The 23,863-nt window shown below is 45.7% G+C and carries 9 protein-coding genes; 8 read left to right on the forward strand and 1 reads right to left on the reverse strand.

Going from position 1 to position 23,863, the window contains the following annotated elements:
* The first annotated feature begins 140 nt into the window (after positions 1-140).
* The 8 genes from J4N23_RS13535 (at position 141) to J4N23_RS13570 (ending at position 19,701) form a co-directional block, all read left to right on the forward strand.
* Positions 141-4,961 (forward strand): gliding motility-associated C-terminal domain-containing protein, encoded by a 4,821-nt coding sequence (locus J4N23_RS13535; RefSeq protein WP_207428047.1) that lies wholly within the window; start codon positions 141-143, stop codon positions 4,959-4,961.
* 295 nt (positions 4,962-5,256) lie between these two features.
* A complete protein-coding gene (locus J4N23_RS13540) occupies positions 5,257-6,195 on the forward strand; it encodes a PorP/SprF family type IX secretion system membrane protein (RefSeq protein WP_207428049.1) in 939 nt (312 codons plus the stop codon).
* Between the two features lie 161 nt (positions 6,196-6,356).
* On the forward strand, positions 6,357-7,607 hold the full coding sequence (locus tag J4N23_RS13545; RefSeq protein ID WP_207428052.1) for a helix-turn-helix domain-containing protein: 1,251 nt from the start codon (positions 6,357-6,359) through the stop codon (positions 7,605-7,607).
* 341 nt (positions 7,608-7,948) lie between these two features.
* Positions 7,949-9,226 (forward strand): hypothetical protein, encoded by a 1,278-nt coding sequence (locus J4N23_RS13550; RefSeq protein ID WP_207428053.1) that lies wholly within the window; start codon positions 7,949-7,951, stop codon positions 9,224-9,226.
* Positions 9,227-9,262: 36 nt separating this feature from the next.
* Positions 9,263-13,327: a YDG domain-containing protein gene (locus J4N23_RS13555; protein WP_207428054.1), complete on the forward strand. Its 4,065-nt coding sequence runs from the start codon at positions 9,263-9,265 to the stop codon at positions 13,325-13,327.
* A gap of 405 nt (positions 13,328-13,732) precedes the next feature.
* Entirely contained in the window at positions 13,733-14,656 is a 924-nt protein-coding gene (locus tag J4N23_RS13560) for a PorP/SprF family type IX secretion system membrane protein (RefSeq protein ID WP_207428055.1), read from the forward strand.
* A 747-nt stretch (positions 14,657-15,403) separates the two neighbouring features.
* Positions 15,404-16,627 carry an exonuclease subunit SbcD gene (locus J4N23_RS13565; protein WP_207428056.1) on the forward strand — a complete coding sequence of 408 codons (1,224 nt, stop codon included), beginning with the start codon at positions 15,404-15,406 and terminating at the stop codon, positions 16,625-16,627.
* A complete protein-coding gene (locus J4N23_RS13570; protein WP_207428057.1) occupies positions 16,624-19,701 on the forward strand; it encodes an SbcC/MukB-like Walker B domain-containing protein in 3,078 nt (1,025 codons plus the stop codon). The genes J4N23_RS13565 and J4N23_RS13570 overlap by 4 nt, the downstream gene beginning before the upstream one ends.
* Positions 19,702-19,743: 42 nt before the next feature.
* Here the strand turns inward: J4N23_RS13570 and J4N23_RS13575 are convergent, their stop codons facing one another.
* Positions 19,744-23,658, reverse strand: coding sequence for a PAS domain-containing protein (locus tag J4N23_RS13575; RefSeq protein ID WP_207428058.1), 3,915 nt, complete (start codon positions 23,656-23,658; stop codon positions 19,744-19,746).
* Between the last annotated feature and the right edge of the window lie 205 nt (positions 23,659-23,863).

A 23,863-nucleotide genomic window follows, 5' to 3' on the forward strand; every position in this document is an offset into this window, starting at 1 on the left:
TCTTCTCTAAAGAAAAAATGCAACCTAAGTAAAAGAGCCTCGTAGAACGCCTGCGTGCAATTAACCTCTCTTGTTTGTTGCTTTTTTTCAAAAGTATTAGGTCCTATTTAACACATTTCTAAACACACTAATTATTCTGAATGGCAGAACGTGTACTTACTTCGGTAGTAAAAACTACCGTATTTTCCCTTTTATTGGTCAGTAGTTCCCACCCGGTTTTATCTAAAAACTGGGAATCATCGAAGTTGATGAAGTTGAATGAAAAAGGAGAACTTCATGCAACAGCGGAAAACGGCAGGGTATGGTATAAGCAATATCATTTAACCCGTGCAGCCCAAGTTGAAGATCCCTTGTTTATGGTAAATGAAGCATTCTCGACGAAGGCGATGCAGGAAGCAATAGAAAGTCCTGAGCTTGGTCTTGACCTGTCTCAGTACTTTAAATGGCGACTAGCTGATAGGTTATTCATTGCCGAACAAATGTTTTTCGGAAGAGGAGCGGGTTATTCTGATCTTGCATCTGTTTATAACTCTTTTTCTGATTACATGGAGGCGCGTAAATCTGTGGCTGCGATCAATAGTGCAACTTCTACAGCGGAGATAAAGGTGGCCATTGAAAACCCGGGATTAGGTTTAGATTTAACAACTTATAATTCTTTGCCGACTGGCGATCAGGAATTAGCATGTTCTAATCTATTAAATAACCGTCCTGAAAGTGGTTTTGCCACCTTTGATGATATTCAATCTGCTCTGGACGAGGCAATAGCAAAAGGTTCCCTCCTTGACGCTGTTAACAATGCCGGGGATGCAAGTAGCATGGAGGCAGCTTTAAAGGATCCAAAGCTTAACTTGTCGCTTGGTGCTTACGTTAATTGGCCAGCCGCAGAGCAGACAGCGGTTGCATCCGGTATGCTAGAACAACGTCCCAACGATGGATATGAAGATTTAGCATCATTACAAACCGTGTTCGACGGAGTACTAGCTATGCGCATGCCGATGGTGGTAGTTAATATAGCAAATGACGCCCCAACAATGGAGCAAGCACTAGAAGATTCCATGTTGGGATTGACTTTAGGATCGTATCCAACATGGACAACAGCTGATCGGGCTGCCGTCGCATTGCTGGTGCTATCAAGTCGGCCGGCGTCAGGATACGCCGACGTTGCAGCCCTGCAAATGGCTTTTGATGTCGCCATGGTGGCACATTCACCCGTCGCTAATGTTAATGCCGCTGCTTCCCTCGAGGAGCTTAAGTCAGCTCTGGAAGATAGTGCTTTAGAACTAAATTTAGGAGCGTATCCAAACTGGGCAGTTGCAGATAGGTTAGCGGTGGTGTCTGAAGTATTCGCATCCCGCCCTGCCGGAGGCTTTTCCAATCAATCCGAAGTTCAAAATGCTTTCAATGCTGCGCTTGATGCCCGGGCAGCTTTGGCTGCAGTTAATACGGCCGCAACCGGTACAAGCATGGAGCTAGCTTTGGAGGATGGCAGTCTCGGTCTTACTCTAGGCTCATACGCCAGCTGGGCAGTGGCAGATCGTTCTGCAGTGGCAACAGGGGTACTGAATAACCGGCCTGTTGAAGGATTTGAAGATTTCAGTGCGCTGCAATACCTGTTCAATCAACAAGTTAAAACCCGTAGTGCAATTGCAGCTGTAAATAGTTCTGCAACTGTTGCAGAGGCACAGGTGGCTTTAGAAAGTCCGGCGCTCGCTCTTTTCCTCGATAAATATTTTTCCTGGCAGATAGCTGACAGAAATTCGGTTGCTGCTCTGGTTTTAGAAAACCGCCCTGTAGATGGCTATGCAAAGAAATCGGATATAGAGGGAAGTTTCGTGGTTGCTATGGAACAACGGGTTCCTGTGGCTAAGATAAACGCTGCGCTCTCTAATGCAGATATGCGATCCGCAATCGAGGATGCTACCTATGGTCTTGACCTTTCAGAATATCAGTCCTTAAATGAAGCATCAAAAGATGCTGCTTGCGCAGACCTTATTTCGCAGCGTCCGAATGATGGTTATGCTGACTATTCTTCTATTCAAAATGCCCTAGACTTGGCAATTAAAAAGTACTCGGAACCAACAGATGCAGAAGCTGTAACACTTGCAAAAGAGGATCTGAAAGTAACCTACCAACTTGGCGATAATGCTACTTCTGTAACACAGAATGTAAACCTGGCAACAGCAGGTCTTCACGAATCAACTATCATTTGGTCATCTAATAACTCAGCGGTAATTGCAGCGGATGGAACCGTAACACGTCCATCGTTTACTACCGGTGATACCGAGGTGAAACTTACAGCAACAATTACTCGTGGCGCAGCAACAGAGACGAAAGATTTTGATCTAACTGTGCTTAAAAATTCAGCTACTGATGCAGAAGCTGTAACACTTGCAAAAGAGGATCTGAAAGTAACCTACCAACTTGGCGATAATGCTACTTCTGTAACACAGAATGTAAACCTGGAAACAGCAGGTCTTTACGGATCATCTATTAGCTGGTCATCCAATAACCCAGCAGTAATTGCAGCGGATGGAACGGTAACACGTCCATCATTTATCACCGGTGATACGGAGGTAAAACTTACAGCAACAATTACTCGTGGCGCAGCAACAGAGACGAAAGATTTTGATCTAACTGTGCTTAAAAATTCAGCTACTGATGCAGAAGTAGTAATGCTTGCAAAAGAGGACCTGAAAGTAAAGTACCAGCCAGGTGATCTTGCTGGTTCGGTAACGCAAAACGTAACACTGGAAACAGCAGGTCTTTATGGATCAACGATCAGCTGGTCATCCACCAACCCAGCAGTAATTGCAGCGGATGGAACGGTAACACGTCCGTCGTTTATCACAGGTGATACGGAGGTAGAACTTACAGCAACGATCACCCGTGGTGCAGCAACAGAGACAAAAGACTTCAAGATTACTGTGCTTAAAAATGCAGCCACCGATGCAGAGGCAGTAACGCTGACTAAAGAGGACCTGAAAGTAAAGTACCAGCCAGGTGATCTTGCTGGTTCGGTAACGCAAAACGTAACACTGGAAACAGCAGGTCTTCATGGATCAACAATCAGCTGGTCATCCAACAACTCTGCAGTAATTGCAGCTGACGGAACGGTAACACGTCCATCGTTTATCACAGGTGATACTGAGTTGAAGCTTACAGCGACGATCACCCGTGGCGCAGCAACAGAGACGAAGGACTTTGAGATTACTGTGCTTAAAAATGCAGCAACAGATGCAGAAGCAGTAATGCTTACTAAAGAGGACCTGAAAGTAAAGTACCAGCCGGGCGATCTTGCTGGTTCGGTAACTCAGAACGTAACATTGGAAACAGCGGGTCTTCATGGATCAACAATCAGCTGGTCATCCAACAACCCTGCAGTAATTGCAGCTGACGGAACGGTAACACGTCCATCGTTTATCACAGGTGATACGGAGGTAGAACTTACAGCAACGATCACCCGTGGCGCAGCAACAGAGACGAAGGACTTCGAGATTACTGTGCTTAAAAATGCGATAACTGATGCAGAAGCAGTGCTATTAGCGAAGGAGGATCTGGCTCTATTGTTCCAAACTGGAGACAATTCTACAACGATCACAAAGAATATTGTGCTCAAAAGTGCAGGTCTTTATGGAACAGAGATTAGCTGGATTTCGAACAAGGCAGGAGTAATAGATGCAGCTGGAAATGTAACCCGGCCATATTATTCGCTAGGGGATGCAGCAGTAACTTTAACAGCAACAGTTTCAAAAAACAATGCGTCCACAATAAGAACATTCGATTTGAAAGTTCTTCGATTACCGGAGGCAACTGCTACGCCGAACGCCGTCAGCTTTAATCCTCGTTCAATCTGGGAAAATCAAGCAGCAGGTCAGCTAGCAGGGGATTTGGTATCTACAGCCGAAGATCCTAATGTGACTTTCGGTTTTTCATTGGTGGATGGAGCAGGAGACACTGATAACTCCAGATTCATTATAGAAGGAGACCGGTTGAAAACGAAGGAAGTTCTGAACTTTGAAGAAAAAGCAAGCTATTCTGTAAGGGTACGTTCCACAACTCAGTTCGGGTTCTATCTGGAGAGAGAGTTTGTGATTTCTCTGGGCGATGTCAACGAACAGCCTACTTTAGATAACATCGCTAATTCGACTATCTGTTACACCACTACAGAGCAAACAGTAGCATTAAGCGGAATTACTCCAGGGCAAGATGCAAGTCAGGGAACCGTAGTTTCAGTAAGTACTTCTAACAATGCGATGTTTAGATCCCTTGCTGTTATTCAAGCGGTAGATGGAAAGGCTTCTGTTCGGTATAGTTTGAATGAAGGTTCTATTGGTTTAGCGGTAGTTAATGTAATGGTTGAAGATAACGGCGGGACTGAGAACGGCGGTGTCAATACAATTTTAAAAAGCTTTACGCTAAACGTTAACCCACTTCCGGTAATTGCCATCGGTTCCGACAAAGGCTTAAGCTTGTCAAAAGGAGAGACAGCAATGCTGAAAGCAGAAGTAACAGGAGGCAATACAGGTCTGACTTACAGCTGGGCAGATGCAAACGGCATTGTGAGCGTAGCGAAGAACCTAAGTACTCTGAATGTTCGTCCAAGTGAAACTACTACTTATACGGTAACGGTTACCAATGCCAACGGCTGCGTAAGCACCCAAAGCATTACTATCGAAGTACTGGCCGACTTTAAGGTAGTAGACGGAACCAACATCGTAACACCAAACGGTGACGGGGTGAACGATAACTTCGTGATTCGCAACATCGATATGTACCCGAACAATGTGGTAAAAATCTTCGACAGAGCTGGTCGTCTGCTTTACAGCAAAACGAACTACAGCAACGAGTTCAACGGAACCTTCCAGGGATCCCCGTTGGCTGAAGATACCTACTACTACATTGTAGACTTCGGTCCGGGTGCGGAGAAGATCAAAGGATTTATCACGATAGTGAGGGACTAAGAGGAGAAAAGGTCGTTTACAAACAAAAGTTGATCGGAGGGGAGGACTTCCCTCAGTGCCGGAAAGATTTTGAGATCAGCAGGCCCGGAGCGAGGAAAAGGGCATTGGCTAGTTTTCCGAAGTCCGGGCATAGCGAAGGGGAAAAGCAGACGCAGCCCTGAGCGCTGATGTCAAAATGCGGGAAAGCCTTGAGCGAAAAGGCACCTTGGGAAGTCCTTGATTTTTGGATACTTTTTATCAAGAAAAAGTATCAGAGAATGACCTCTGGCAAAGCAAAAGCAGATATCATACAAGAATGAAAACATTAAATACTATACAAAAACTAATCAGCAAAGCAGGGAGTCTCTCCCTGCTGCTGCTAGCCGGGCTCACGGCAAACGAAGCGAACGCTCAACTTAACCCGCTTGGCGCCACTTACTACCAGAACCCTTACATCCTTAACCCTGCAATGGCAGGAACAGAGCAGGGCGTACAACTAGATCTGGCAGCAAGACAACAGTGGAGCGTATTACCAGGAGCACCCAAAACACAGTCGATCACGGCAGTGTACGGATCCGGTAAAAAGACAGGTTTAGGACTGAACCTCTACAACGACGAGGCAGGACTGATCAAGAATACCCGGGTGTCAGCCAGCTATGCTTACCACCTTCCACTAAACAGCGAAGGTCAGCACCTGAGCTTCGGCGTCTCTTTAGGACTGATGTACGAACGCATTATGAACGACCAGATGGACGGAGATCAGAATGACCTATCAGTAAGCCGCTTTCAGCAACGGGAAACTTTCCTTGACGGAGATTTCGGAGCAGCGTACGTAGGCAGCAGGTTAACAGCTCAGTTTGCCCTTCCCAACCTGAAGTCGTTCTTTCAGCAGGAAGAAGCACAAGGTAGTCAACTGGTAGACCGTTCCGGCTACTTTGCTTCGCTAAGCTATAAGTTCAGCTTCCCGAATGCAGTAGACGGCTTGGGACTGGAACCAACCTTCCGCTACCGGGATATCAAAGGACTGGATAACATCATGGATATCGGTACCAACATTACGCTAGCCAAAGAGCAGGTGAACGTGCTGATGCTATACCACACTACTCAAAGCATGTCGGTAGGGATGGGCGTTAAAGCAACACCAGCTATCCGTATCCACGGGATGTACACTTCAGGTACTGCAGACCTTGCCGGTAACACCAACGGTAACTTTGAGTTGAATCTGAAGCTGAACCTGTCGAAGCTGAAGAAATAAAAACTGAACCAGATTTAAAGGTTAGATAGATGGAGCCTCTTATAGCAATGTAAGGGGCTTTTTTGATTATTTACGAAATCGAATGTAAACCAAATGTAACCCTTCGTTTCTCTTTGCGTAGTATCTTTCACATTGTACTTACTGCGGGGAAGCTGAGGAGAATGATTAAATTTTACGATATTTTACTGTTAGGGGGATTAGGAGGAAGTCTGATAATCAGCAGCATCCTCTTTTTTAAGAAAGTTAGCAATCCATATCTCAGCAAGCTCTTAGGCGCGGCCTTACTTCTACTATCGACCTATTTTCTGGTATATGAGCTATTTGTTACTCGTCTAATCCTTCAGGTGCCCCCACTTCACGGTATCTGCATTCCATTTTATTATCTGATACCACCTATTTCTTTTCTATACGTAAAAGGAAAGATCAGAAACGACAGCAAGTTTAAAAAGAGCGATCTGTTACATTTTGTATTGGCAGCGTTCGCTGTTGTCGATCTTATGCCGTTTTATCTTGCGGGTGCCACCCTGTGGGAGGGAAATATTAAGGCCATGCTTGAAGATGTACGGATGGCGCATCTGGTAAAAATGGGTTTTTTGCCGTCCTATAGTCATTTTCATCTTCGGTTGTTGCAAGCGTTCATTTACTTGGGGTTGCAGGCGGGGTTTCTTTGGAAGTATGCGGAGGGAGGAGGAGCTTACCCAAAGCTTGGGAAGCCTGCTTTTCAATGGCTTGTGTCCTTCACTGTTTTGCTTTCTCTAATTTATTTTAATCTTCTTGTTTTGACTGTACAGGTAGATGCGCACATTGTAGCGGGAAGGCCATTAAAAGAGCTCGACTCCTTACCTATCACTCTGGTTTCTTTTTCCTTTCTGGGGATTGTATTAAGTCTGTTCTACAAACCAGAAATCCTTTATGGACTAAGAAGCTATACAGAACAAGAATTTGCTGCCCGGATATCTGCTGGTTCCTCTCAGCTTATGAGTGGAGGTGGCAAGGTGACGGAGGAGAAGCTGACAGAACTAAGCGAAGACGGAGCAGCTTCATTTGACGAAGAAACCGTAAGGTATTATATAGCGGTACTTGAACAGAAAATTCAGAATGAGGAGCTATTCCGGGAAAAAAGAATCAACATAGGAACTTTTGCTGCCAAAGTGGAAATTCCTCCCCGCATCCTTTCTTACATACTTAACCAGCACTACCAGCAGCGTTTCACTGATTTTGTTAACCATCATCGCGTGAATTATATTCTGAAACGCTTTTCCGATGATAGCTGGAAGGGTTTGACTTTAGAGGGCCTTGCCTCTGAAGCCGGTTTTTCTTCAAGAAGCACTTTTTTCGCGGCTTTCAAGAAGTCAACAAATGCTAGTCCCTCCGAATATTTGGAAAAAAGAAAGTCCTTTGTTTCTGCATAGAACCGGTACAATTAGAACTCTCCTTCATATTTCATTCCATTAAAAAGTGCTTGTTCCTTCCGTTGGGAATGAACGTGGGAAGGTTGTGGAAATAGCGAAGCCGCATAGGTGTGTTTCGATGAGAAAGTAGACCATTTTTCTGTCCGAACTTCTGATTTTCGGACATCCCGACCTTAACAAAGCCGTTTTTCCATCGTAATACGAGCATTTTAAAGACGACCGGAAGGACCGGCTTCGTCTCTTAATTCAACTGCAATGTCGTTTCTGAAAGGCTAGCAAATGAAAGATGCGATATCAGATAAACAAACACATTAACTAAGTAAACACATTAAAAACAAAGCATGAAACACTTTTTACAAACTTTATCAATTGCATGTTTATTAACAGGTGCCGCTTACGCGCAGGCGCCCAGCACCGACTATCCACCTACTAACACAGTTAAAGCTCCGCAAGGGATCACCTATCAAGCGGTAGCCCGGAATGGTAATGGAGGCCTCCTGGCGAATCAAATGGTTTCGGTTAGGTTTACTATTAAAACCGGGCCTAATTCATTTGATGCACCCCTATATCAGGAAGTTCAAAGTGCAATGACAAATAAGTTAGGCTTATTCACGGTAAACGTTGGATCAGGTAACGCAGCTTACGGGTTTTTTCCAGGAATAAACTGGGGAGACGGGCCAAAGTTTGTCCAGGTAGAGATCGATCCAAATGGTGGAAACAACTATGTTGATATGGGAACGAATCAAATGATGAGCGTTCCTTACGCCTTATATGCAGAAAGAAGCGGAAACGCAGAGGTTGCAGACGGGTCAATTACAGCTCCCAAAATTGCCTATGGATCAGTAGACGGAAGTAAAGTTGCTTATAGCGCAATCAGCGAATTCCACATATCCGGGAACGCTGTTACTGCACAAAAAATTTCTCCTTCTTCTATTCATGGTTATCATTTGAATTCTAATACCATCACCAGCAATCACCTTGATTATAGCGCTGTTACTTCCGATAAAATATCAGACAGGGCAGTTACCCCCGAAAAAATATCAGACAGGGCAGTTACATCTGAAAAAATTGGATTTCATACCATAACTCCAGAAAACATTAATTTCATAGATGCCCAACAGATAAGAGGAGCTATCAGACAAGAGCAAGTTGCTTATTATGTAGAAGCAGTGGAGCCTTATAACTTGCAGCATGTGGGCGATGCCTATGAGTATACAGTTCACCCAGAGCAACTAGGAAGGACGCTATTGTTTAATATAGCCGAGCTGGGAAGCACGTCAAGTTCTAATTCTACCGAGTCAAATTTCACTGATCCAAACATGATGACTACCAAAATAAGAATTAAACTTCCTGGTCTTGGTAATCCAAATGTTGCAATTAACTCATTCAGTACCAGTGACTTTGAGAGCAAGGAAATGCAGCGTAATACCTTGAAGATAGGATATCTCGGCTTGCACGACCATGTAAATCTTATTGTTGAATGTACTACAGAAGGTACTAACTGGGCGCCTATTTACCCAATGAAAGGAAATTCGGCTTCTCGCGTCACTGTATCGCCTACTTCTATGCTTTATTTCGATTTTGGAAGAAATGTATGGTACGAATTGTCAGGAAGATAATTAGCATTCAAAGTATTGGCGTTAAATCACAATTAGATGAGAAAAATTTATTCCATAATACTGTGCATGCTGCTGTTATTTATTACGGGAGCACTGAAAGCACAGAGTCTCAGCCCGGAGGCGATTGTACCGCAGGGCGGGCATAGCAGGTCAGGAGAGGTTGACATCAGCTTTACATTTGGCCAGCCTTTCAGTATATTTCTTGAAACAGAAGGTTTAAGCTTATCGCAGGGCTTCCAGCAGGTATCTCCCAACAACGCAAATTTGTTGAGCCTGACATTAAGTGAAGGACAATTAAGCCCTGGTTTTACATCTGACATTACCGATTACAGCGCGACCGTTGGTCATAGCCTGTCTTCCATTAAAGTTGGCCTGACGGCAGCAGATCCCCTAGCAAAAATTTCTTTGAATGGCGATGCTGTTGTAAACGGCAGTGAAACTACTGTCATCTTAAAAGATGGCTCTAATGAAATAGTGGTTCTGGTTACAGCCCAGGATGAGGAAACAACAAAGCAGTATAAGCTGAATGTTACGAGGTTGAAGGCGCAGGCAATTACTTTCGAGCAATTAGCAAACAGAGTTTATGGCGACGGCCCCTTTAATTTAGGCGCTACCTCAAACTCTGGCTTAAAAGTCTCTTATGAGTCGGAAGATCCGGCCGTTGCAGAAATAATTGATGACCAAGTTTATATTAAAAAGGCAGGGTCGGTTAACATAAAAGCTTCTCAGCAAGGAGACGATGTGTATGAAGATGCAGAGTCTGTTACCCGTTTATTGGTTGTTGATCCCAAAGTGCTCACTTACCAGTTTAAAACTGATGTTCTTGTAAGCAAAGTATATGATGGCAAATTGTCAGCAGAATTAAAAGACGACTTTGCTGGCTATGTGCTGGAAGGTTTGCTTCCTCAGGATCTTGTTAGTGCAAATGGAACAGCAGTAAGCTTCAAAGATAAAAATGTCGGAAAAAGTAAATTGGTGACGATAACTGGTCTTACTCTTTCAGGAGCATCTGCTAAAAATTATGTATTGTCTTCAGACTATACCGAGGCAGAGGTAGGAGAAATCCAACCGAAAGAATTGACAGCGACCTTAGTGGGTGTAGTTGAAAAAATTTACGACGGAAGCAAGTCTGCACCTCTAATAAGTAATAATTACCACTTATCAGATGTGCTGGAGGGAGAAAACGTTGTGCTTAATAATCCAACTACCGCAATGTATGAAAGTGCAAATAAAGGAGTAGAAATATTAGTGTATGTGGATGGTCTGGAGCTTTTAGGAGATGATGCCGCTAACTATACGCTTGCTGCTACCTCTACCAAAGCACTGATTGGAGAAATTAAACCGAAGACAGCTTTTGTAAGCTTAAAAGGGTCGGTTAGCAAAACGTACGATGGCGGTGTATCTGCAAATCTGACTTCTGATAATTACAAGCTGGACGGGATACTTTCTACAGACGCAGTAACCTTAGATTATCCGGAAGTGGGAACCTTTGAAAATAAAGATTCAGGCACAAGTAAAAAGGTAACGGTAGGCGATCTTGCACTTTCCGGAGATGGAGCTAAAAATTATGTACTTGAATCAACTAGTATTCATGGCGAAGTAGGTGAAATTAAAGCGAAAGAAGTTACAGCGAGTTTGATTGGTACAGTAAGCAAAACTTATGATGGTTTAATAGATGCTACCTTGGCGCCTGAAAACTTCCACCTCTCAGGTGTATTGGAAAATGAAAGCGTTGTGCTGGTACCAGTAACAAGCGGAACCTATGATAGCAAGGACACTGGTGCAGAAAAATTAGTTTATACCGATGGTCTTTCCATCTCAGGTACAGATAAATTTAACTATACACTTGTATCTGGTTCTGTGCACGGGCCGGTAGGAGAAATTAAGGCCAAAGAGCTTACAGCTGCCTTAGTAGGTACCACTAGCAAAGTGTATGACGGTACTTCTTCTGCTACTTTAACTGAAGAGAACTATCAGTTATCCGGAGTATTAAAGGGAGAAACTGTAGTGCTGAACAATCCAACCAGCGGAAAATACGACAGCAAAAATGTTGGAAGGGAGAAAGAAGTAACTGTAGGTCAGTTGTCTATCGATGGTAAAGATGCCTCAAACTATACGCTTTCTTCAACAGAAGCTAAAGGTTTGATAGGTGAGGTAAAAGGCAAAGAAGTAAGTGCCGGCTTAGCTGGTGTTGTTGCTAAAACTTACGACGGAACTTTGACTGCCACCCTGAAGGCGGGTAATTACACTCTTGATGGTACGATATCTAGTGATCAGGTTGGTTTAAACAATCCATCAGCAGGTACTTACGATAGTAAAAATAAGGGCACTAGTAAAACAGTAACGGTAAATGGAATCGCTTTGACTGGTGCTGATGCAGGTAATTATATCCTTACAAGTTCTTCTGCTCAGGCTGCTGTTGGTGTCATTAACGTTAAAGCAATAACTGCTACTGCAGGTGCAATGCCAGCAATTACCAAAGTGTATGATGGCAAGATATCTGCCGTATTGGCCCCCGCGAATTTAAGTCTTCACGGAGTAGAAATAAACGATAATGTGACCGTAAGCGGAACAGCAAGCTATGCAGATAAAAATGCAGGTATAAGCAAAGCGGTGACAGTAGATAATCTTGTGCTGGCTGGAGAAGATAAGGCCAATTACAATCTAACTACGCTTAGTACAGGTACTTTTGGAAATATCACAAAAGCTGTCCTTACCATCACTGCAGATAACAAGGAGAAGATCCAGGGCTTACCAATGCCTCAGTTTACAGCAAGCTATGGTGGTTTTGTAAACGGAGAGACAAGTGCAGCTTTAATCAGCCTTCCGGCCATGAATACCGGGGCAACTGTAACTTCGCCTCAAGGTCCGTATCCGATAATCATTTCCGGTGCCACAGCAGCCAACTACGAGATCACTCATGTTGACGGCGTGTTAACCGTAAAACCAGGTTACCCAACCAGCATCAGTTTAGCAGCAGCTACTCTGTTTGAGAATGCGGCAGCAGGAACACTGGCAGGAACGCTAAGTTCAACATCTGATGACCCGAATGCAACCTTCCGGTATGAATTGGTAGCAGGAGCAGGAGACACTGATAACGGCAAGTTTGTGATTGAGCGCAACCAGATCAAGACTTCAAAGACTTTGAACTTTGAAGAGCAGGTAAGCTATAAGGTACGACTAAGGTCCATCACCCAGTACGATCTTCCATTAGAGAGAGAATTTACCATCTCAATCCAAAATGTGAACGAGCAGCCAACTATTGATGCTATTGCCAACTCGACGATCTGCTATACAGAAGCACAACAAACCGTTGCTTTGAGCAATATTACGGCGGGACCGGATGCAAATGAAACTACAGCCGTATCGGTAAGCTCCAGCAACAACAGTTTGTTCGAAAGCTTAACAGTAACACAGGCAGACCATAATAGAGCCGCACAAGTACGCTACAAGCTGGCTCCAAACGCCAGCGGAACAGCAACAGTAACGGTACTGGTACAGGATAACGGAGGCACTGCCAACGGAGGAATAGATTTCAAAATTCAAAGCTTTACGCTGACAGTGAATCAGCTTCCGGTAATTGCGATCAGTTCCGACAAAGGCACTACGCTTTCCAAAGGAGAAGTAGCAATGCTGAAAGCGGAAGTAACAGGAGGAAATACAGGTCTGACTTACAGCTGGGCAGATGCCAATGGTATCGTAAGCGTAGCGAAAAACCTGGCAACTCTGAATGTTCGTCCATCAGAAACTACTACTTATACGGTAACGGTTACCAATGCCAACGGCTGCGTAAGCACCCAAAGCATTACTATTGAAGTACTGGCCGACTTTAAGGTAGTAGACGGAACGAACATTGTTACACCAAACGGTGATGGGGTGAACGACAACTTCGTGATCCGCAACATCGACATGTATCCGAACAACGTGGTAAAAATCTTCGACAGAGCTGGTCGTCTGCTTTACAGCAAAACGAACTATACTTCTGAGTTCAATGGAACCTTCGAGGGCTCACCACTAGCCGAAGACACTTACTACTACATTGTAGACTTCGGTCCGGGTGCTGAGAAGATCAAAGGATTTATCACAATAGTGAGGGACTAGAAAGGTAAAAGGTTAAAGGGAAAAGGGGGGAGGTGAACTCCTCCTCCCGCTATCCCATAAAACGAATTTCCCTTCCGACCAATAAAAAGGAGCTAAAGGAGATGCAGTTTTTATCCAGCAGGATGTTGATCAGTGAACTGCGGGTTGGGCCGAAAAGAACGGCAGCCTGTCCCGAATTTATTTCGGGAGGCCGAGTGAGCCTTGCGGGCTGAAGCTTCGTTCTTTTCTTAATTTACTCAGATAGTAATAATTAAAAGGACTTCGTGAGATCGCTTCGCTAAGTTTTGCTCAACTTTTTATCAAGAAAAAGTTGGAGTAGGTCAGTTAAGAGCACGCTTGACCCTAATAAAGCAGCCTGCTGATAGAACGACAGTAATCTCCCTAATGAACAGATATCATACAAGAATGAAAACATTAAAAAATATCATCAGCAAAGCAGGGAGCCTCTCCCTGCTTCTGATCACTGCCTTAACAGCAAACGAAGCGAACGCTCAGCTCAACCCTTTGGGCGCTACTTACTACCAGAACCCTTACATCCTTAACCCTGCAATGGCAGGAACAGAGCAAGGCGTACAACTGGATCTGGCAGCAAGACAACAGTGGAGCGTATTACCGGGAGCACCCAAAACACAGTCGATCACGGCAGTGTACGGATCCGGTAAGAAAACAGGATTAGGACTGAACCTTTATAATGACGAGGCCGGTCTGATCAAAAACACCCGCGTGTCAGCCAGCTATGCTTACCACTTGCCGCTGAATAGCGAAGGCCAGCACCTGAGCTTCGGCGTCTCTTTAGGACTGATGTACGAACGCATTATGAACGACCAGATGGACGGAGATCAGAATGACCTATCAGTAAGCCGCTTTCAGCAACGGGAAACTTTCCTTGACGGAGATTTTGGAGCAGCGTACGTTGGTAGCAGACTAACCGCTCAGTTTGCCCTTCCTAACCTGAAGTCGTTCTTCCAGCAGGAAGAAGCACAGGGTAGTCAGCTGGTAGACCGTTCCGGCTATTTTGCTTCGTTAAGCTATAAGTTCAGCTTCCCGAATGCAGTAGACGGCTTGGGACTGGAACCGACCTTCCGCTACCGGGATATCAGAGGATTGGATAACATCATGGATATCGGTACCAACATCACGCTTGCCAAAGAGCAGGTGAACGTGCTGATGCTATACCACACAACTCAAAGCATGTCAGTAGGAATGGGTGTGAAAGCTACACCAGCTATCCGCATTCACGGGATGTACACTTCAGGCACCGCAGATCTAGCTGGTAATACCAACGGTAACTTTGAGCTGAATCTGAAGCTGAACTTGTCGAAGCTGTGATCCGATGAGTAAGGCCGTTTCGCATTCGTCATCGGATCACTCATAGGAAAGCATTTTAAGAAGAGAGTGGTCGGATGACCGGGAGTCGTCCAATCAAAGTCAAAAAGAACCAGATTTAAAGGTTAGATAGATGGAGCCTCTTACAGCAATGTAAGGGGCTTTTTTGTTTTTGGATTGGACTTAGTGGTCGGATGGCTGGAAGCCGTCCGATCACTACCTTGCCGAGTCGTTCTGTAATAATTTTTTGACGAATTGCAGAATGTTCAAACCTAGGCCTACTTGGAGTGTATTTATATAAAATTAACATTATGAACAAATTTCTCTACTCCGTTCTCTGCAAAATGGGATTTCACAAGTGGCTTGTAAGAAATGACCTGAGCAGAAAAAAATGTTCGCGCTGCAACAAACGCATAGAACTACACCTGGCGCCAAAGGTTAGTAAAGGTATTGGCATTGCCTGAAAGGGCAGGGCAGTACCTTTACCTGCACAAGCACCTGTATCGGAGCAATTTTCCTATCCAACCTGTTTTGGCAAATGCTACAAAAGTAGCCTGTCTATCTGTTAAAATTCCAGCTATCACTCCCCGAGAATTCATAAAGCCTTATATTTGGGTCTCCTGATCCAGGCGCTGATTTTTGCTGGATCAATGCCCTGCTTCCTGCGCAGGCGCTGAAATAATTGTAAATTGCCTTGAGGGATAAGGACGTAAAGGGTTAGTAAGGGGCTAAGATCAGTATCAATCAAACATGAAAATTCTTCACACAGCCGACTGGCATTTGGGCAAGCGCCTTGAAAAGTTCTCCCGTCTGGAAGAGCAGCGGGAGGTGTTAGCTGAAATAGTAGCAATTGCAGACGAACAAGATGTGGATGCTGTACTCGTAGCCGGTGATCTGTTCGATAACTTCAATCCCTCGACAGAGGCTGTTGAATTATTATATAAGACATTAAAGCAGCTAACTAACAACGGAAGGCGGGCCGTCGTCGCTATTGCCGGCAATCATGATTCACCTGACCGGATAGAAGCACCAGATCCGCTTGCCCGTGAATGCGGGATTATCTTCGCCGGGTATCCCGATTCTCATATTTCCACCTGTCAGCTGGACTCGGGCGTATGTGTACTAAAGGCTGAACCGGGCTTTATTGAAATAAAACTACCCCGTTTCGATTACCCGCTACGTTTGCTACTCACCCCCTACGCTAACGAGTACCGCCTCAAGACCTTCCTGGGACTGGAGGATAATGAGGAGGAACTACGCCAGGTCCTCGGTCGCCGCTGGAAGGAGCTGGCCGACCGCTACTGCAATGAGCTGGGAGTGAATATGCTCGTGGCGCACCTGTATCTCATGAAAAAAGGGGAGGAGCCGCCGGAAGAGCCGGAGGACGAGAAGCCCATCCTCCATGTTGGCGGCGCTCAGGCCGTATTCTCTGAAAATATACCGGTACAAATGCAGTACGTTGCCTTGGGGCACTTGCACCGCTTCCGGCTTATCGACAAGCTTCCTTGTCCCGTGGTTTATAGCAGCAGTCCTCTAAGCTATAGCTTCGGCGAAGCAGGACAACAAAAGCATGTGGTAATAGTGGAGGCGGAGCCGGGTAGAAAGGTCAATTTTTCTGGTATTACGCTCAGTAAAGGGAAATCGCTGCAGCGAAAACGCTTTAACGACGTGGAGGAAGCCTTGCAGTGGTTGGAGGAAAACCCGAATGTGTTGGTTGAGCTCACCTTGGTGACCGATAGCTATCTGACCGCCGAAGACAGAAAACGCCTGTTGCAGGCACACGAAGGCATTGTAACGATTATCCCCGAGGTGAAAAATAAGGAGTTACTGCACCAGAGCACAGCAGCTATTGATTTGAATCAGGATATGGATAAACTGTTCCAGCAGTTTTTTCGGCATAAGTACGGCCAGGAACCCAACGACGAGTTGACAGATTTATTTAAAGAAATAAGAGCGGAGCAGGGCGAAGAATGATACCTCTTTCACTTACTATAAAAGGGCTTTACTCCTATCAGGAAGCCCAAACTATCGAGTTTGACCGCTTGCTGGACGGACAGTTGTTCGGAATCTTTGGATCTGTAGGATCCGGAAAATCGTCGATTCTAGAGGCCATGACCTTTGCTCTGTACGGACAATCCGAACGCCTTGACCGGAACGATAACCGGAACTACAACATGATGAACCTGAAATCGGATGAGTTACTGATCGATTTCATGTTCCGGAATTTTGATGAGCAGGAATATCGGTTCACCGTAAAGGGTAAACGGAATGGGAAGGACTTTGATAAGGTGAATACCTTTGAGCGGACAGCCTATAAAAAGACTGGCAATGACTGGCTGCCCTTGGAAAGCAGTCTGGCTGACGGAGTTCTAGGCTTAAGTTATGATAACTTCCGAAGGACCATCATTATCCCGCAAGGGAAGTTTCAGGAATTTTTGCAGCTCGGCGACAAAGAGCGAACCAACATGCTGAAGGAAATCTTTCAGCTGGATAAATACGAATTTTTCTATCAGACCACTTCCCTGGAGAAGAAAAATAATGAGGCCATGCAGGAGTTGAAGGGGCAATTGCTTCACTTCGACCAGGTTCATAGCGAGGCGATCGCCGAAAAGGAAATCTATGTTTCCGCTTTGTTGCAAAGTCTTGAAAACGAACGGCAGAGGCTGGAGAAGCAGGAGCAGGAGCTGAAAGAGCAGGAAGGCTTGAAGAAACTTTTCGAAGCCCTGGCCGCTCAGAAAGAACAGGTGAATGAGCTGCTGGCTCACGATGAAGAGTACCGGCGCCACGCAAAAAAAATAAACGACTACGAATACTGTCTGCGTAATTTCAAGGAAGGCCTGAACCGTAAGAAACAGTTGCAGGAAGACATAGATAAACGCAGTCGCCTTATAGCCGAGAGCAACAGTCAGCTGAGCCGCTCGTCTGTTGAGCTGGAGGAACTGAGCAGTCGTTACGAAACCATAAAGCAGGAGCAACAGAAGCAGGACGAAAGGCGGGCAGTATTGGACGACTATCAATGCCTGGTGGTGTTGAAAAATTTGCAGTCTGATATCGGGAAGCTGGATCAACGACTAACGGCGGGAAAGCCCCATTTAGAAAACGCTTTGGTTGAAAAGACGACAGCCGAGCAGAAAATAGCAGTGCTAAAAGAGCAGATCAGGGATCAAAAAGCTAATCTTCCGGATATCGCTACTCTTTCCGCCCTGCGGAACTGGCACTTGGAGCGAAAGAATCTGGAGAAGCATATTGAGAATTTGAAGGGCGAGTCGATAGCGGTAGGAGAGGCTCTTGCAGCCCTTCCGCAGCAAGTGAGGCCGCATTTGGAGCCTCTCTTCTTCGAGCAGCACCACGATGGAAAAACCTTTCTTCAGTATACGCAGGAAGTGCAACACTACAGAGCTTTAAACCGGAAGAAGCAGAACGAGCTGACCGAACAGCTGGCACACTATCAACTGCAGTTGAAATTGGGGGAGTTTGCGGAGCAGATGAAGAACGGAGGGCCGTGTTTGTTGTGCGGATCAGAGCATCATCCTGAATTGCTGATGGTGGAGGATGTGAACGAACACCTGCTGCACGCCAGCAAGCAGGCAGAGGAGTACAGCAAGTACGATCAAAGCTGCGAGCAGGCCCTGGTGCTGCTGCATGGATTACAACAAAGGGAACAAAACCTTTTGCAGCAGTTGGAAGTGCTGGAAAACAAGCTGAAAACAGAAAAATCGCATCTTGACCAACATCTGCAAAAGTTTGTGTGGGATAGTTTCGATCCGGACGATGCGCTGAAGGTAGAAGACGCCTTCAGAAAGTTTGAGATGGAAAACAGGAAACTGCAGGAGCTGGAACGTGAGCTGGACGATACAGACACCCGCTGCCGCAAGGGTTCAGAGGCTTATGAGAAATTTCGCAAGGCGATTGAGGATATTCAAACCCAGCTGACGGGAAAAAGGGCAGAGGAGGCTACGATCATCAGGCAGTTGAAGGTGCTCCGGGCCGATGAATTCGGTACTCTTTCCGTAGCTGATCTGGAATCTAAAATGGACGAACTGCGACAGAAGCTTGATACAGTTGCCCGGGAGTTTGAGCTGCTGAGCCAGCAGATCGATGAGCATAAATCGAAGCAGATCTCGCTGCTGGAGCGAATCAGGACGAATCAGGATGTGCTTTTGCAGGATGAAACGCTCATCCAGCAGATCAAGAGCAACCTTCAGGAATGTTTCGAGAAGTCGGAGTTTAGCAGCTGGGAGGAGATTGAACTGCTGTTGAATGATGAGCTGGATATCGATGCGCTGAAAGTACGGGTATCAGACTTTAAACAGCGGCTTCATACGGCCAAAGAAATGCTGGCCCAGCTGGAGCGCCAAACGGCGGGAAAAGCATTTAACGAGGTTCATTTCCGGGAATTAGTGGAGCAGGTCGCAATGCTGCGTGATAACGTACAGGATTTAAATGATCGCTACGTACAGGAAAAGGCCGCTCTGGAAAAGCAGAAGAAAGATCTGGAACAAAAGCAGGCTCTTCAGCATCAACTCGGGAAGCTGGAAAAGCGGGCTGCTAACCTCGGCACGATGAAGCAGTTGTTTAAAGGCAGCGGATTTGTCAACTATGTTTCTTCCGTCTACCTGCATCATCTTTGCGAGGCCGCTAATGAACGTTTTTATAAATTGACGCGGCAGTCGCTCCGGCTGGAGGTGACTGAAAAAAACGAGTTCCAGGTGCGGGATTTCTTGAATAATGGGAAAGTGCGAAATGTGAAAACCCTTTCCGGCGGACAAACCTTCCAGGCCTCGCTGTCCCTGGCGCTAGCCTTGGCGGAAAGTGTGCAGCAGCAGAATAAGTCGAAACAGAATTTCTTTTTCCTGGACGAAGGCTTTGGTTCGCTGGATAAGGAATCTTTACAGGTCGCTTTTGAAACCCTGAAGTCGCTGAGAAAGGAAAACCGGAAAGTGGGAATCATCTCGCATGTGGAAGACCTGCAGCAGGAAATAGATGTGTTTCTTCGGGTAAGTAACGATCCCTTCAGCGGAAGCAGAATTCGGGCGAGCTGGGAATAGGGCAGACAGCCCCTGGTTGAGGCTGTCTGCTTAAGGATCTTCTTAGTCAGCGTTTTTAATCCCTGCGCCGTTATCGGTACTAGTGGCGCTTATATCCTTTTCGTTGATCCAATTTGCTGCTGCTTCAATGTCTGTAAAGAACTGAGTTACCACATTGCCAGTCATAATATCTACGCTTTTTCGTGCCGACAACTGACTGAAGGAACTGTGCGAAAACACCCAGGCAAAATACTTTAAGCCTGCTTCTTCCATCATCGCGAACCATTCTCCGCCTACCCAATCAGCGGCTTCGGACCATGTCCCTAGTACATTCGTGTTGTCATTCAGTACTTTGGTGCATTTGTTCTTCTTAAGCATATCCAGCATTAGCAGGCAGCCCCGCTTAACCGACTCCAGCGTCTGAAAGCCCTTCCAATCGGTATCGATCCGGCCATATTCCTCTCTGTAAGAGATGGTAATGGATTCATCCTCGTAAAAGGTATCTGACTTCACTGTGGGGTGAATAGCGGAATCGTCTTTCAGGGGGAGGCGGAAGAAAAAGGTGGACCCTTGCCCTTGCTCGCTTTCGATCCAGAAACTTCCACCGTGTCTTTTTAATATCTCGGAAGAAATGAAGAGTCCTAAACCAAGGCCTTCGAAGCGCATGGCAGTGTTGTCTACACGGTAGTAGCGGTCGAATAATCGGTCCAGGTGGTCTTTTGCAATCCCGATCCCAAAATCCTGAACCGAAACTACCAGGCTCTCATTTTCGATCACGCTGTTCACGATCACTTTGTTCGATTCCGGGGAATACTTCACAGCATTAGTCAGGAAATTATGCATAACCTGCTCCAGTCGCAAATGGTCTCCCACCAGGGTGACGTCGGCACAATTCTCTACAATTATCTTGTGTCGTGGCGAGACATGCTGTACACTTTCAACTGAATGCATGAGGGTTTTGCCGAAGTTGAAAGCCTCCATGTTGTAGCTCATCTTGCCGGCATTGATCTTCGTTACATCCAGCAAATCGTTAATCAGCTTCTCCAGTCTGAAGATGTGTTCCGCGGACTTACGGATGAAGTTAACGAGTTTTTCAGGCTCGGTTGTTCTTTGCATCAATTGGTTGAATGCCTTGATGCTGGTTAATGGCGTTTTCAGCTCATGGCTGGCGATGGATAAAAACTCATCCTTCTTCTGCTCATTATCTTTCTGGAACTGGATATTGGTGTTAATGCCTATCCAAAATTTAATTTCGCCTTCTTCAACCAGTGGCACTGCGCGACTAAGGTGCCACTGATAGTCGCCGCTTTTCATCAAAAGACGAAACTCTGCCAGGTATTCCTGTCCACTTATCAGGGCGTTCTGCCACTTTTCCAAACTGCCCGGCAGGTCGTCTGGATGGATAAATGTTTGCCAGCTATGTCCTACAACAACTTCAGATTCATAGCCCAGATCCCCGGAGACTACATTATTAACGTACGAAAGTGAACCATCAGGTGTTGCTGTCCAAACCTGCTGAGGGATGGCGTTAAATAACAGTCTTACTCGTTTTTCATTTTCCTCTATATTTTTTCGGGCCTTTACCTGGTCTGTCACTTCAATCCCCACCGCCATAATGCTGCTGATAGTACCATCGTCCTCCCTTATAGCCTGGTACACAAAGTTGAAATAAGCTTGTACAAGTTTACCATTACGCTCAATAAAGGCTGGTACCTCCGTGCCGTAAAATGATTCGCCTGTTTTCAATACATCCTGCAAAATGCCGATGAAAGGTTGGCCCTCCAGTTCTGGAAGCGCTACGTCAAGCCTTTTTCCAATGACGGAATCATTTTTACCCCATAGTTCGAGCGTCTTTTTGTTAGCGGATTCGATTTTTAGTTCAGGCCCCACCAGCACGGCGATGGCCACAGGTGCGTCGGCCAGCATGTACCGTAGCCTGGCCTCACTGGCTGTTAGTTTTGAAATGGCATCGTGGAGGTTATCCTGAATTATGGCAAGCTCCTCGTTAGTAGAAAGCAGCTCTTCGTTTGCTGCTGCCAGTTCTTCGTTGGTAGCAGCTACTTCCTCGTTCAAAGCCTGTTGCCGTTCGTAACTTTCTTCCAGCATTAGTCTGCCTTCTACTAAATTGGTGATATCATTGGCAGATACAATGATTCCACAGATGTTTCCATCCGGATCACGCAAGGGGTCGTAATAAAAACTAACGTATTTTTTCACCGGCCCTTTTGGTGTGTTTAAGTAGAAAACCTCCTCTTCCTGCCCATATGGAGTACCGGTCTTGTACACTTCACGTAAGAGATCAGGGAAGGGTTGTCCTTCCAGTTCGGGAAGTACTTCCAAAAGCGTCTTTCCAATGATATCTTGAAGATGTTTACCCCAGAGTTCGGCTATTCCGTTGTTTGCTATCTCAATCGTCCACTCGGGGCCTTTTAGGATCATTAAGGCGTTGTGGGAGGTCATCACCAGGGTGCGAAGACTCAACTCTTTTTCTTCTACTATTCTACGGGCTGCCACCTGGGGCGTCACCTCTACTGCCACATCCAGAACCCCGGTAATCTTCCCGTCTTCCCGCAGTGGGGAGAAAGTAAAGTTGAAATAGCGTACTTCCGTTTCTCCATTGCTTTTTTGAAAAGCCACCGGGTGTTCATATCCGGTATAAGATTCGCCAGACTGATAAACCTGACACAGGATTTCGAAGATGGATTGTTCCTTTAGTTCAGGGAGTACCTCGGCGAGTGGGTGTCCGATTACGTTTTCATTTTTTCCTATCAGCGATAACATTTCGGGATTGGCCAGCGAAACGACCAATTCTTCGCCCTGAAATACCAGCATGGCAACCGGTGATTGCTGCAGCATATTGCGGAATCGCGACTGGCTTTCTGCAAGCGCAATTGTTCGCTGCTCAACGCGTTCCTCCAGTTCATCATTCAATTTTTGGAGATTCTCCTGTGCACAGTGCAGCTCGTCATTCACGGCATTTAGCTCCTCATTTGCTGCGGCTAGCTCTTCATTTAAGGCCTGCTCGCGTTGCAAGACAATCTCTTGCTCTGATGACTGAGCACTTTTGAGGAATGAGTCGATATGGAAGCTTACAGACTCGAAGAAATGCTTATAGTCGGCATCAATTCTTTTTCTCGGCGATGCACCCAAAACTATGTAGCTCCCCGGCTCCTGCATCGGGACAAGCAATGCTTCTACACAAGGTTCTCCTGCCTCATTCAAAATAGGTTCTGAGAGAATACTGCTCAGGTCTTGTATATGCTGCGAACGTCCTTCGCTTATCGCTTTTCCAATTGGCCAGGATGCATATATAGCCGCAGGTGTTTTGAGATTCGTATAATTTTTTTCCTTGTTTTCGTTGCCGACGACATGAAGCAGGAAAAAAGAAATATCAGACCTGGCATTGTCTAAAATTTTCTGAATGATTGTAAGGGAGAAAGGCACAGATCTGGCGTTATTCAGCTGTCTAAGAAAAGTCACCAGAATATCGTTTCGTCGCTCACTGATTACCTTATAAGACGTTTCTATAACCGCATTGAAAACTCCTCCAACGCTTCCATCGGTCGCTACAATAGGCGACAAGGTATAGTCGAAGTAGCACTCTTCCGTATATCCGAAGCGCTTCATCAGCAAAAGGGCGTCGGGGCGCCGTATAGATTCTCCCCGCTCCAATACGCTCCTGAATTCCGCATCCAGTCCTTCCCAGATTTCGGGCCACACTATTTTTCCGGGTTTCCCCAGTGCCCAAGGGTGCTTACCGCCGGGGATACTGCTCCAGGCATCGTTATAAAGCAGAGTAAAATCTTCGCCCCAATAAATTGCTATCGGGAAGCCGGAATTTAAGCTGATACTGACTGCTGATTTCAAACTTTCCGGCCAGGTGTCGGGCCTGCCAAGTGCTGTTTCTTCCCAATTGGTAGAACGAATAAGTTCACCCATTTTGCCACCACCCTGCAAAAACGTTAAGTTATTTATCATCAATTAAGTTAATTGAGTCGTTTGTGTGAACAAAGAAACGAAAATAAAAAAGGGAAAAACTCATCATCGGGTTCCTTTACCGCAGGATCCGGCGAAGAAGCCGGTATATCATCCTTTATAAACCACTCTTAAACAACCGAAATGGAGAAAGGTTTTGACGGGAAAGAAATTAAGAAATTTGGACAGTAGGAGGGCCGATTGTGAT

Source organism: Pedobacter sp. SYSU D00535 (assembly GCF_017355855.1).
Taxonomy (GTDB): Bacteria; Bacteroidota; Bacteroidia; order Sphingobacteriales; family Sphingobacteriaceae; genus Desertivirga.